The organism is Leptospira adleri, assembly GCF_002811985.1.
Taxonomy (GTDB): Bacteria; Spirochaetota; Leptospiria; order Leptospirales; family Leptospiraceae; genus Leptospira; species Leptospira adleri.
Genome location: NZ_NPDU01000026.1, coordinates 28,231 through 41,021 on the forward strand (window position 1 = coordinate 28,231; position 12,791 = coordinate 41,021).

Annotated in this window: 9 protein-coding genes and 1 pseudogene; 4 read left to right on the top strand and 6 right to left on the bottom strand. The window is 44.9% G+C overall.

The genetic code is table 11. The features are described from left to right. The 4 genes from CH376_RS11625 to CH376_RS11645 all read left to right on the top strand — a co-directional run bounded on the left by CH376_RS11625 (window position 1) and on the right by CH376_RS11645 (window position 4,509). On the top strand, window positions 1-1,563 hold the full coding sequence (locus tag CH376_RS11625; RefSeq protein ID WP_100786246.1) for a Ppx/GppA phosphatase family protein: 1,563 nt from the start codon (window positions 1-3) through the stop codon (window positions 1,561-1,563). 334 nt (window positions 1,564-1,897) lie between these two features. Continuing rightward, window positions 1,898-2,425 (top strand): hypothetical protein, encoded by a 528-nt coding sequence (locus CH376_RS11635; RefSeq protein ID WP_100786248.1) that lies wholly within the window; start codon window positions 1,898-1,900, stop codon window positions 2,423-2,425. 445 nt (window positions 2,426-2,870) lie between these two features. Beyond that, window positions 2,871-3,404, top strand: coding sequence for a hypothetical protein (locus CH376_RS11640; RefSeq protein WP_100786249.1), 534 nt, complete (start codon window positions 2,871-2,873; stop codon window positions 3,402-3,404). A 415-nt stretch (window positions 3,405-3,819) separates the two neighbouring features. Further along, window positions 3,820-4,509, top strand: a complete 690-nt coding sequence (locus CH376_RS11645) for a DNA alkylation repair protein (RefSeq protein ID WP_207767191.1) — start codon at window positions 3,820-3,822, stop codon at window positions 4,507-4,509. Window positions 4,510-4,666: 157 nt separating this feature from the next. Here the strand turns inward: CH376_RS11645 and CH376_RS11650 are convergent, their stop codons facing one another. The 6 genes and pseudogenes from CH376_RS11650 to CH376_RS11670 form a co-directional block, all read right to left on the bottom strand. Continuing rightward, complete coding sequence (locus CH376_RS11650; RefSeq protein WP_100786324.1) at window positions 4,667-5,767, bottom strand: hypothetical protein; 1,101 nt, start codon at window positions 5,765-5,767, stop codon at window positions 4,667-4,669. A 60-nt stretch (window positions 5,768-5,827) separates the two neighbouring features. After that, the gene (locus CH376_RS11655) at window positions 5,828-7,249 is read right to left on the bottom strand and encodes an MBOAT family O-acyltransferase (RefSeq protein WP_100786251.1); all 1,422 of its coding nucleotides are present in this window, start codon (window positions 7,247-7,249) and stop codon (window positions 5,828-5,830) included. A 9-nt stretch (window positions 7,250-7,258) separates the two neighbouring features. Then, window positions 7,259-9,337, bottom strand: coding sequence for a GAF domain-containing protein (locus CH376_RS11660; protein ID WP_420843547.1), 2,079 nt, complete (start codon window positions 9,335-9,337; stop codon window positions 7,259-7,261). Further along, a pseudogene (locus tag CH376_RS24860) lies at window positions 9,325-9,484 on the bottom strand (GAF domain-containing protein); the annotation flags it as partial. The gene CH376_RS11660 and the pseudogene CH376_RS24860, both read right to left, overlap by 13 nt. A 3-nt stretch (window positions 9,485-9,487) precedes the next feature. Next, window positions 9,488-12,475 (bottom strand): midas domain-containing protein, encoded by a 2,988-nt coding sequence (locus CH376_RS11665; RefSeq protein ID WP_207769138.1) that lies wholly within the window; start codon window positions 12,473-12,475, stop codon window positions 9,488-9,490. A gap of 13 nt (window positions 12,476-12,488) precedes the next feature. Further along, on the bottom strand, window positions 12,489-12,770 hold the full coding sequence (locus CH376_RS11670; RefSeq protein WP_100786325.1) for an SLBB domain-containing protein: 282 nt from the start codon (window positions 12,768-12,770) through the stop codon (window positions 12,489-12,491). Window positions 12,771-12,791 lie beyond the last annotated feature (21 nt).

The window sequence follows — 12,791 nt, forward strand, 5'->3', positions numbered from 1 at the left end:
ATGGTTCAGGAAAAACCTCTCGCCGCCATCGATCTTGGCACCAATTCATTCCACATGATCATCGTTCGGGTTCGGGCGAATGGAACATTTGAGGCCGTCGCCCGAGAAAAAGAATCGGTGCGTTTAGGCAATCGTCTGCAGGAAGGAGGCGGCATCGATTCCGAATCCTTCAAGCGAGGCATCGATTGTCTCAAACGTTTTAAGGTCCTCGCGGAAAACGCAGGCGCCGAGATCAGAGCGGTTGCTACGAGCGCTCTCAGGGAAGCCTCCAATCAGGAAGAATTCTTAGAAGCAGCGTATCAAGAAGCCGGTATATCCATCGATGTAGTGAGCGGTTACGAAGAAGCCCGTTTGATCTACTTCGGCATCCTCCAAGGAATCCCGGTCTTCGATCGGAAGATCATGATGATCGATATCGGAGGAGGTAGCACGGAAGTGCTCGTCGGACACAGAGGGAACATACTCTTCTCAAAAAGTTTTAAGTTGGGCGCGATCCGACTTACCGAAAAATTTTTTAAGGAAGAAACGTTATCCAACTCGAACATTCGAAAGTGTAGACTTCATATCGAAGAAATGCTTCTTCCGTTTCGAAAGATTCTCAGAGATTTAAAACCCGATCTCGTAGTCGGTTCGTCGGGAACGATCCAAGCGATCGCGGGAATGATCCTTGCTTCGAGAGGAGAAACGGAAGAAATCTCCTTGAACAATTTCGAATTCTCCACCCCAGAATTTAAGAAGATGAGAAACCTCATCTTGGAAGCCGACACATCCAAAAAACGGGCCAAGATTCCGGGCCTCGACGCAAAACGTTCTGACATCATCGTCGGCGGAACTCTCATCCTAGAGGAAATTTTCGATCTCGCCAACGTACAAAGTCTGACCGTTTCCGAATTCGCACTCAGAGAAGGAATCGTCTATGATACGATCCGAAAATGGGAACATTTCGAGAGCACGGAACATTCCAAACATCTCGACGACATCCGTCAGACGAGCGTTCATAACTTTATGCGTTCTTTTTCAAGGGACGAAGAATACTCAAGGCACGTGGCGGATTTAAGTCTTCAGATCTTCGATCAACTGAAAAGTCTGCACAAACTCGGGCAGGAACAGAGAGAACTTTTGGAAGCGGCTTCCCTTCTCCACGAAATCGGACAGTCGATCTCCCATTCCGCGTATCACAAACACAGTTATTATATGATTCGAAATTCGGAAATGCTTTTGGGGTTTACGTTTTTAGAAATCGAAATCATCGCACTCACCGCGCGTTATCACAGAAAGAACACGCCTCGAGTCAAACACAGGGAATACAGCCGGCTTTCGGAGAAGAATCAAACGCTCGTAAGACAACTTTCCGCGATCTTAAGAATCAGTTCCGCTCTGAATCGAAATCGAGGCGGCTTAGTTCCGAACGTTATCTGCAAGATCGAAAAAAATCGGATTCTATTTTTATTAAAAACAAACAAGGGATACGATCCGTCTCTGGAAATCTGGGCGGCCGAGGAACAAAAGGCCGCCTTCGAAGAAACATACGGTTACTCCGCGGAGTTTGCTTCGGCTCTTTAAACGAATTTTCAAAATTAAGAATTCGGAAAGAATCGTATGCAAAAAAGAAAACTTGATTCGGAAAAATAAGGATCGAAGGGATCTAGATCGAAAGATTTTACAGATGGAATTCTTGGGACGTGATTACAAATCCTTTTGCGCTTTACGAAGATTGAATCGAGATTCTGATTTCGATTTGGATCTTTTTGGGTTCTCGGATCGTCGATTCCTGGACTCGCTTTTCCTAACATTTTTTCAGAAAAACAAAACCGAATATACGCGAGAACATTCAATCCGTGAAACGTCCTCAACCGAATTGGAATCATCCAAGATATAGTTTAAGAATTCACACTTTATGATTTTCAAAAAGACCGACGATATCGAGATTCTAAGATCGGATTCGGAAATCGTTTTTACGCACAGAAAATCAAGATTCGTATCCATATTCTTGCTCCTGGGAATTTCCGTTTTTTCATATTATGGATTGGGAGAAAGTTTGAAATGGACTTCGCCTTTTGATATCTTCTTTTCTGTCGTCATCTCGGCGCTCATTGCATTCGCAATCTATTCGACGCTTCACTATTCTTTCAATTCCACGGAGCTTAAGATCGACTCGAAATTTGCAAAGATACGTCAGACGCCTTTTCCGACAAGGCCTACGATCGAAATTCTAAAAACGAAAATCAAAGAGGTGCAAATCAAAATCGAACACGATTCGGAAAGCCCGGACGAGTTTTACAATATCGTGTTTCAATTGGAGCCTTCCGAAGAGGTTCTCGTTTTTCAAGATTTGAATTTCAGAGAGGAAGCCGAAACCGTTCGAATGAAAATCATAGAATCTTTGCAAGATTTGGGATCATCTTTGGATCGAAATCCAAATTGATAAAATCCGTAATCAAACCCTTCCTTTAGGATTTGTTTCAAAACTTCAAACGCAGGAGCTCTCATGAAATTTTATAGACGATCGTCCGGTCAAAAACGCAAAAGCGCCGTAAACGTAAAAACGGAACTTCTACGTCTTTGTCGCGAACAAAAAGAGCATTCCGTCTTCGATTTAAAAGTTTCAAAATAAACTCCATTAGAAAAATACAATACGCGTTACATTATGCTTCGTTTACCGTTCGTTTCCGAAAGGAGATCTAACTCGTCGGGATCCGCGTCATCGCTTTGAAATTCGGCGCCGATCGTCTGAAATCGCTCAAGAATGAGAATGAAGATCCACAAAAGGAGAGTGAGCGACTGAAAAGAAATCTTGAATTCTTAGAATAAAATCGAAAAAGTTGTTTTGAAAATTTCCTCAGTATATCTTCTGAAGAACATTCAAAATAATGAATTCACCCATTCCTAAAAAACTATCCGTCCGGAAAAAAGGAAATCGGACGATTCTTTCCTACGATAAATACGATCCTTCCTCCCTTGTACTGCTGCCGGTTTTACTTTACGTTATGGGGACGATCCTTGTCGGGATGTTCGATTTCAAATCCGCAGACGAACTTCTGACTGCCTTTTTAGTTCTTGCGATTCCGGGTTATGGATCATACATGATCGCCGACCATTCTTTCAACTCCACAAATGTTTCGATGGATCGTAATCGTTTTGTGATCTACGATAGCCCGATCCCGACCCGCTGCAGACAGGTCGTAAAAAGAAAAGGAATCAAGGGCGTCTCGACAAAAACATACACGATCGTTTCCTCCGAGTTTCCTCCTTTGGATTATTACAGCGTCTCCTTGGTTCTCTTTCATTCTCCCGAGGTGACGATCTTTCAAAAAATCAACGACAAGATTCACGCAAAAGCGATTCAAAAAATCATTGAAGAAGAATTGAACGCGTCGAAAGAATTCGCGCAAAAATACGTATAGAGGAAACCACTTAAGCGCCAAAGAAAGACCATCCTTTTATGAACTTTTCAAAAGATCGTTTGAGCGCTTTGCCAAAGTTAAAAAAGATAAAAAAATCCATCTTATAAAAATTAAATCTGCGTGTGAGTTCCTACAAAACAGATCGTCGTTTTCTTTCCAAATGCAAATCATAACCTTTCCGTTCAAATGTGTGAGTTCCTACTTTCGACGATATTCGGAGAGGCTCCATTCTTGTTCCTGCAGACTTTCACCATTGAAATTTTAGTTGAAATCGGACTTGAAGTCCGATAAGAGTGAAATTGCGATTTACATTTTTAAAAAATAAGAAATCGAGCGGTTTTCTCTCGCAATTCTCATTTTGTAACGCAACCACAAAGGACAAAGAGGTCTCATCCCCGTGAACACAATAGAAATCATGAAACAACTGGAATCAATGGGTTCCGATGGAGTCAAAAAAATATTTATCAATCACGGAGCCAAAGAACCTCTTTTCGGAGTCAAGGTTGGAGATTTAAAAAAGATTCAGAAAAAAATCAAAAAGAACAATTCTCTTTCATTAGAACTTTATAAAACGGGAAACGCGGACGCGATGTATCTCGCCGGATTGATCGCCGACGAAAAAGAGATACAAAAAAAAGATCTTCAATCCTGGGTAAAAAATTCCTCGTCTCCGATGATCAGCGAATGTACGGTCGCCTGGATCGCCGCGGAAAGCAAATACGGTTGGGAGCTCGCAAGAGAATGGATCGATTCTCCCAAAGAAAACATCGCCTCTTCCGGATGGAGCACGTTCACCAGCTTGCTTTCGATCACACCGAACGAACAAATCGATCCTAAAGAAATTCAAAATCTGTTGAACCGTGTGGAGTCCGAAATCCATCAATCCCAAAACAGAGTGAGGTATTGTATGAACGGTTTTGTAATCGCGGTCGGCGGCTTCTATCCAAAACTTACGGAAGAGGCTCTGCAGGTTTCAAAAAGAATCGGCAAGGTAACGGTAATGATGGGAAATACCGCGTGTAAGGTTCCCGATTCGCAAGAGTACATTTTAAAAATGAAAAAGATGGGAAAACAGGGAGCGAAGAAAAAAGAGGCTCGTTGTTAAGCGAAGAGCTCGGGCGCTCCTGCTCCATCCTCCGAAAAAATAAGACTTCGGTATCAATCGCAGGCCCGGCTTGTTCCGCGCTTCGGCTATCGCCTTCGGTCTCCTCGATTCGAGGAGACCGCTCGCGCGCGCTTCACATCCGTAGCGCGGTAATTTCTTACTTCGAAGGCGATTCTGAAATTGAATTCAAAATTTCCCGATTCAAAACCGGAACGAGTTTTTTCATCCCGCAAGTATTCAAATGGGTATAATCGCCGAAATCGTTCTCTTGAAAAAGACGACTACCTAATTTCCAATAAGGAATTTCCTCATCTATAAGAATCGATTCCATCTGAGACAATTGCGGCAACGCGGACAAACGAAAATCGAAATCCGGACGAAACGGAAGAGAAACCGCGAGAACTTTCACGCCGCGAGACTTAAAATAACGAAACAATTCCCTCCAAGCCTTCAACGAGGAAGTTCTGGTCTTTTGCAAAGCGAGCTCGGCGTTTTGAGGCAAAGCCTGAGGATGAGAATTCGGAACACAAATCCCGTCGTAAGTCGTATCACGCGCCCAATCCATGTATCCATTATTTTTAGAATATTCAAAATCTATAAATTGATTTCGTTTCCTGTTCGTCTCCCATTTCAAGATTGGATTTCCGGAGATCAGAGATTCCATTTTTTTTTCGGAATAGCTGAATTCATCCCCCTCGCCTACGATCTTAATTACGGTCGACATGGAGGCGTTCAGACGAAGAAACGGAAAAATTCTTCCCAAAAGATAGAACAAACCCGAGGAAAGATTTTTCAGGTAAAAACTCCTTAGCGTTGGCTCCAGAAATATCTCTGGATGAAAGGAATCGTAATTCAAAACGAGGCTTCGATGAGCGCTCGCAACGTCCATATCCGAAAGGGAAAAGACGGAAAAGTTAACGATCACGAGCGCGGGTTTGAAACCGACGACCCTTTCGTATTCTTTGTATCTAAGAAACATTCCCTCGGGTTGTTCGGAAGGCCGCGGTAAAAACCAGACGGATCGAGCCAGCATTTCTGAAAGCTCCTTCGGATGGATTCCGGAAAGAATCTGACTATCTCCCAAAAATACGATCGGAGCTTTCGATTCCGAACGGCCCGCTTCCGAATAAAGATTTCGATCCAAACGGGAAAGCCGATCGTATAGAAAAGAATTCTTTTCCTGAAAGTTTATGAAAAAAGGAAAAAAAACGATCTGCAAAAGAGAAACAAAGATCAAAAACGCAAGACCGACTAACATCTGTTTTACGGCTTGGCCGGGGAATTTTTTCTTCCAAAATTTTTTCATTTTGTTCTCATTCTAAAACTGAAAGTAAAAAAATTCTTTCTTTTCATAGACCCCGAAAAGACAGAACAATACGACGATCCCGAAACAAAGAGGAATCCAACGAAACGGCCTTGTTACGATCCGATCCAAAAAAGAATCGGTTCCTCCGGAAAGGATCATCCAGGGTTCTACGATCAAAAGCGGAAATAAAAGGAACAGAAGTTTTCCGGCGAATATCGAATTCCAAAAAATTCCGTCCATACCGTTCAGCACGAGCGTCCAGAGTTCTTCGGGAGAATGGACTTGAAACAAAAGTAATCCGAGCGCAAACATCCAAAAAGTAGACAATACTCCGAACAACTTTAAAGCCCATTCTAAAAATGGAATATTCAAAGAAAAGAATCTAAGGACGTATTTCTGAAAAAGATTATAGCCGACGACCTGTAGGCCGCAGTAGCAGCCCCAAACGAGATATCCGTAAGTGGCTCCGTGCCACAAACCTCCCAAAACCCATACGATCATCAGATTAACGTTCTGTCTTAGCACCGAAACCCGATTTCCGCCCAGAGGGATGTAGAGATAATCTCGGAGCCAAGTGGAGAGTGAAATATGCCAGCGTCTCCAAAACTCGGAAGGGTTGGAGGAAATAAACGGGAAATTAAAATTCAACGTTAGTCGAAACCCTAACATCTTAGCCAATCCCCGAGCTGCGTCCGTATATCCGCTGAAGTCCGCGTAGACTTGAAACGCAAAACAAAACGCGAGCCAAAAAATCATTCCCGGAGCAAGTTCCATTCCCGGTTCCATCGCTTTACCCGTAAAAAGAAGGAGGTGATCCCCTATGAAAACTTTTTTAAAAATTCCCCAGAGGAATAAAATGATTCCGGAAAAAAAACCGTTTTGCGTGACGGTTCTTTCGTTTTCAATTTGAGGCAAAAGAGAATCCGGTCTTTCGATGGGACCTGCGAGCAACAACGGGAAAAATAAATCGTAAACTCCGAATCTTATAAAGTCGACACAGGGAAGAATTTTCCCGGAGCGGATATCTGATAGATAACTGATATTGTGGAACGTATAAAAAGAAATTCCAACGGGAAGTAAAATTTCAGGAAGAACAACTCCTGTTCTAGGAAAAAGCACGCCTAACGTATCGTTCCAGATGCCCAAAAGAAAAAGAATGTATTTAAAAAATATTAAGATCCCGAGATTGAGAGAAATGAGAGAGATAAAAATTCTTTTTTGCTTAGAACCTTTTTCCTTTCCGAGATAAATACCGCCCGCAAAGTTGAATGCGATGCAGAACAAAAGAAGAAAAACCATCTCGGGTTTCCAAAAACCGTAAAAGAAAAGACCTCCGAAAAACAGAAGTCGATTTTGTCCTAGTTTACCGAAACGAAAGTAAAGAAGAAGAAAACAGACAAAGAATACGAGGAAATTCAGAGAATTGAATAACATTCTCTCTCATCAAGATTCTTCGAGCAATTCGAGAATTCTTTCCTTTTCTTTCGTATCCGCCGGATAACAAAGAGTGTGTTGAATCACGGAAGTCTGAAAGTCCTTCGACTTTCGATCCGTATCGTTCAGCTTATTTTTGATTTTTCGGATTAGAATCTGAGTTTCCTCTCGATCCTTTCCGTCCAGGATGACCGCGTATTTCCCCTGCCCGATCCTATAATGAAAATCGGATTCGGAAAGATTTTCCTGGATCGCCTTGCGAAGTTCCTCGCTATAAGCCGCAAAAAAACCGGAGCCCTTTAGTTTCACCATCCGTGATATATTCTGAACTTTGAATATAGTCAGACTAAACGAACTTCCAAGTCTCGCGGCCTTTAAGATCATATCTTCGACCTTTTCTTCGACGGGACTGAACGGATCCTTGAATACCGAATCCCTTTCCTGTATCAAAAGAAGACTGGAAAAGACCGGAGCAAGCACCTCTGAAATTCCAACCGCGGTTTCACGATCGCTGTCCGTCCAAGGAACGTCTGTCTCGTGAATGATCAACATTCCCACCAACCAATGAAGATTGATAAAAGGAATCACGATAAAATCCGACATCAGCCCGAGTTCGTCGTTCGAAAGTTTCTGCATGAGCTCGGGATGTTTTCTAAAATTTTCGATTCTAAAAACGCCGGGAATATTGGAAACGATTCCTACGATGGAACTTTCCAGAGGAAGAGTAAAAGATCCTACGTGTTCCGGAGTCAGAAGATTGGATGCGAAGACGCGGAATTCGTTCTTTGTATGACCGTCCAAAATCATAAAGGTAGCTCTTCGAACCTTCAATTCATCCTTAAAGGAGGAAATCAATTTGTCATAGGCTTCGTCGAGGGTACGGATCGCGCCGAAATCCCTAGCGAGAGAAATGATCAGCTCGTTGGCTCGGATCACTTCTTTCAGGTTTTGATTTTCCTGATGAAGTTGTTCCGTGTCGAAAATTCTACGATAGACGGAACCGGCGATTTCGCCGATGATCTTTAAGAACTCCAGATCCTCGATCGTATAATCCTCTCCGCTGATCGTCTTGCCGAGAACGATGATTCCGAAAAAATCATCCATGTATCGGATGGCGACGAGTAGTTCCGCGTCGGATTGTTTTAAGATTTCCTGTTCTTTCGCAGGCAAAGCCGGTTTCAAAAGTTCTTTCGCATACAACACGGAACCTGCGTTATGCACCGCGTGATAGATCTCTTCCTCGGAAGAAATCGTCCATTCCTGATTGAAACCTTCGCCCTGATATTCCTCCAAACGGAAGAATTCTTTGTCTCCATTTTTGGAGGAAAAGATACCGATCGATTCGGCTCCGATCTGTCCCATGATCGAAAAGAGAAGATTTTCGAAAAAGTTCGCGAAATCCGTAGAGACTCCGATCTCCTTGCTGATCTCAAAAACCGACATATAGTTCTCTAATTTTTTCCGAGAAGCGATTTGAAGATCGATTGGAGAAGTAGTAAAGTTAGAATCGTCGTCGAAAAGAAAATCGCCTTTTTCAGCCGAAACGGATTTTGAATCCACTTTGGAAGAACCGCGCGTCGCTTCCTGTTCCGCTTCTTTCACCCAATCGCTGAAAGGATCCTCTTCGATTGCGGCAGGCAGTTCGTCTTCTTCCGATTCTTTGGTCGCGTCGGAAACGGAAGTTTCCGTATCCTTCTGCGATTCTTCTTTGGATTCTTCCCCGAAAAGTTCGTCCAGAGAAAAGTCCTCTTCCGATTCTTTTTCCGGAAGTTCGGGGGAAGTAAAAGGATCCTCGTCTAACTCTTCTTTGGCGATTCCCTCCGGTGCCACAAGGTCGTCCGGAAGTTCGAGTAACTCTCCGTCGTCGAAGTGATTTTCATCGGATGAAAAGGAAGAATCTGGAAACTCGGCCTGCAAGTCATCCGCGTCGAAAGTCGGGGAATCTCCGTCGAGTTCCGGAAGGGAAAAGTCCTCTTCAAAAGAAGAATCCTCTTCGAAGTTGTGATCGTGTTCCGCGAGTTCCGGAGTCGTGTGTTTATCGAGAATCGGCTCCGAAGAAGGTTCATTCTGCGCAAGCTCGTTACGCATCCCGAGGGCCCGTTGAAAAAAACTTTTCTTCCCTTTGAAGGCTTCCGATTTTTTGAGTAAGGATTTTTTTTCTTCCTTGGAAGCGGAAGAAGCCCCGCCCGCAGAATCGGATTTGACTAACTTGCTGACCCTCTCCAACAAACCCATTGGTCAAACACCAATTTGTTTCATTAGTTTTTTATAAAGTTCGAAATAATCCGACTGCGAGAATTCCCGAATGAGATCGTCCGGAAGATTTCCGAGGAGTTCGTCCAGATACGTCATGATACGCTTCATCTCTTCTTTGGAAGGAGTGATTTCTCCGCCTTCTCCGGCTGAAGGTTGTGCGACCGCCTGATCCGGAGTTTTACGCAGTTCCTCCATCGGAGAAAGTTCTTCGTCTTCCGCATATTCGTCCAAGACGATAATCATTCCGTCGTCAGGAACCGTTTCCGCGGTGGGAACAATCGGAGAAGAAGAATCCGGTTGCGCGAGCGCAACGTCTTCGTCCAAAGAACCGAACGCATCCAGATCCGAGGATGCCGGAAGTTCTCCCAAAATTTCATTTAAGTCTTCGCCTTCTTCCGCTGGAGTTTCTACGTCGGAAAGCAAATTGCCGAGTTCGTCTTCGGACAATGCGATCGGTCCTTCGTCTTCTTCCGGAGAAGTTTCCGCTCCGTCGCCGGTGAGAATGTGATCGAGTTCGTCCGTGGAGAGCGCGATCGGCTCTTCGTCTTCGAGAGGAACTTCGGTCGACTCGGAAAGAGGAGCGTCCCAATCGATCTCGGAATCCGCTCCGGGAAATTCTTCTTCAGCGCTCGCTTCTGCGTCGTCGGTAAGAAGATGATCGAGTTCGTCCGTAGAAAGTGCGATCGGTTCGTCCGCGTCTTCCGCATCCAAGATCGAAGATTCGCTCGGTTCAAAATTAAAGGAAGAATCTTCCGGTTCGGAAGTTTCAGTCGATAAAAGATTTCCAAGTTCGTCGTCCGAAAGTGCGATCGGACCTTCGTCGTCGCCTGCTTCCAAAGCGGATTCTTCGCTCGGTTCAAAATTAAAGGAAGAATCTTCCGGTTCGGAAGTTTCAGTCGATAAAAGATTTCCAAGTTCGTCGTCGGAAAGTGCGATCGGACCTTCGTCGTCGCCTGCGTCCAAAGCGGATTCTTCACCCGGTTCAAAATTAAAGGAAGAATCTTCCGGTTCGGAGGTTTCAGTCGATAAAAGATTTCCAAGTTCGTCGTCGGAAAGTGCGATCGGACCTTCGTCGTCTTCGAGGGAAGGAGAATCCGTCGATTCCAAAGAGTCGAGATCGTTCGTAGGAAGTTCAAAGTCGTCGAGGGCGAATGCGTCTTCTTCGACGTTCGCGGTTTCGGATATTTCGCCTAACTCGTCCAGTTCGCTGATCGGTAAAGAAATGAGATCGTCCTCATCGGAAGTCGTCTCGTCGAATAAAGAATCCGCCTTTTCTTCCTCCATATCGCTGGAGAGCAGATTTCCAAGTTCCTCTTCGGAAAGCGCGATCGGTTCATTCTCTCCGGTTTCATCGAGTTCGGTCGTCGAATCGTCCGGTTCGAAGGCGAAGTCCGTATGATCCGGAAGGGCTTCTTCTTCCAATCCGAATTCGTCTGGTCCGCCTAAATCTTGTTCGACGGGAAGAGTGAAAGAATCTTCACCTCCGAACATCGAACCGGTATCTTCCGGAAGAGAATCGTCGTGTAACAGATCTGAAAATCCGTCTCCGCTTTCCAATTCTTCCGATCCGGAATCGTCGGAGAGAAGATTTCCGAGTTCCTCTTCCGAAAGCGCGATGGGTTCGTTGTCTTCGGTTTCCAAAACGGATTCTTCTGGAGGAAGATCGAAACTTCCGTCTTCGAGAGAAAGAGTTTCGCTTTCGTCTAACGTGGAAACATCGGATTGAATGTTGTCGAGTTCGTCCAGAGAAAGAGAAATCGGTTCCTCGTCCTCGGCGTCTGACGTAAAATCCGGACCCGCAGAAGACGAGCCTTCTTCGGTTATATCCAAGTCCGGAAAAGAATCCTCCGGTTCGCTAAAATCCTCTCCGCCATTGTCCGCCAGGAGATTTCCCAATTCGTCTTCGGACAACGAGATCGGTCCTTCGTCTTCCGTCTCTAGTTCGTCGTGATGGGTTATAAAGTCCGGAAGTTCGTCTTCCTCGTCTGCTCGCGCCGCGGGTTGAGCGGTTCGTTCGTTCGGCGAGCTGAGAATATCGTCCAACTCGTTTCCGCTCAAGGAGATCGGACCGTCTTCGTCAATATCGTCTAACGTATCAAAGGACGGGGAACCCCAGTCGGTCTTATCCTCGGTGTCTAAGATTCCGTCCAACTCCGAATCCGAAAGTGCGATCGATTCTTCCTCTCCCGCGTCCGGATGCGAAAAATCGGCGAGAGGAGTTTCAGTCGCTCCGATCGCTCCGAGTTCGTCCTCGGACAGGGAGATCGGGCCTTCTTCCTCGTTTAAAAAGTCGTCTTCGTCAAAGGAAAGATCCCCGTGATCGGCTCCTCCTTCCTGTTGTTCGTCTTCCAAGTGAAAGTCTTGTAATGAGAAGTCAGGTTTGACTCCTTGCAGATCGTCTTCGTGAAGAGAGATGGGACCTTCGTCGTCCAAATCCGTTAAACCGAAATCGTCGAGATCGTCCAATTCTTCTCCGAAGCTGATCGCGTCGGGTTCTTCCGTTAGATAACTGTCGAGTTCCGAAAAGTCCTGATCGGAAACTTCGTTCTCGTCCGCGGGAACAAAAAAGGAATCGTCGGATTCTAAATTGGAAAGATTGGATTTGCCCGGTTTTGATATTTCGCTGATATCTAATAATTTATCTATTTCTGCGTCGATGAGCGGATCGGTGAGTTCCAGATCCAGAGAATCGTCTCCGATGGATTCTTCATTCGAAGAACTTTCTTCCGGATGAAAGGAGAAATCGTTTTCAAAGCTGGTCGGATATTCTTCCCCCGAACTTGCGACGAGGCTTTCTAATGGATCGGCTTCAATCGATAGGTCGTCCAGTCCGCCTGAAGAAGCGGAATCCGGTTCACCGGAAGCGAGCATAGAATCGATATCATCGAACTGCAATTCGTCCATACCGGAATCCTGGTCTCCTCCACCGGGAGCGTTATCGTCCTTTATCATGTCGTAGTCTTCCGCCATCTTCCTAATAACTTCATTCTTTCAATTCAATGACCTGACCGTCCAGGATTTCACGGTTCAAGTCGAGCTCGGTCGGAGAAGGTTTTTTATAGCCGCCCGCGACCTTTAATAAGTCTTCTAAGGTATCTCCCTGTTTGAGACGATAGACTCCTGGATTTCGTACGTTTCCGCGGATCGCCGCAGAAATGTTTTCCGGTTCGAAAATACTACGAACCCGATCCTGGTTTTTTCTCAAAAGAGAACCTATGCTTACAAATAACACCAATAAGCCGATGATGGTGATCGTTGTTTTCATAAGGCTTCCGATCCCCATTCT

What these genes read in the sequence shown, in the direction of transcription:
- CH376_RS11625 (WP_100786246.1), top strand. Translation starts at nt 1, where the DNA reads ATGGTTCAGGAAAAACCTCTCGCCGCCATCGATCTTGGCACCAATTCA.
- CH376_RS11635 (WP_100786248.1), top strand. Translation starts at nt 1,898, where the DNA reads ATGATTTTCAAAAAGACCGACGATATCGAGATTCTAAGATCGGATTCG.
- CH376_RS11640 (WP_100786249.1), top strand. Translation starts at nt 2,871, where the DNA reads ATGAATTCACCCATTCCTAAAAAACTATCCGTCCGGAAAAAAGGAAAT.
- CH376_RS11645 (WP_207767191.1), top strand. Translation starts at nt 3,820, where the DNA reads ATGAAACAACTGGAATCAATGGGTTCCGATGGAGTCAAAAAAATATTT.
- CH376_RS11650 (WP_100786324.1), bottom strand. Translation starts at nt 5,767, where the DNA reads ATGTTAGTCGGTCTTGCGTTTTTGATCTTTGTTTCTCTTTTGCAGATC.
- CH376_RS11655 (WP_100786251.1), bottom strand. Translation starts at nt 7,249, where the DNA reads ATGTTATTCAATTCTCTGAATTTCCTCGTATTCTTTGTCTGTTTTCTT.
- CH376_RS11660 (WP_420843547.1), bottom strand. Translation starts at nt 9,337, where the DNA reads ATGCGTAACGAGCTTGCGCAGAATGAACCTTCTTCGGAGCCGATTCTC.
- CH376_RS11665 (WP_207769138.1), bottom strand. Translation starts at nt 12,475, where the DNA reads ATGGCGGAAGACTACGACATGATAAAGGACGATAACGCTCCCGGTGGA.
- CH376_RS11670 (WP_100786325.1), bottom strand. Translation starts at nt 12,770, where the DNA reads ATGAAAACAACGATCACCATCATCGGCTTATTGGTGTTATTTGTAAGC.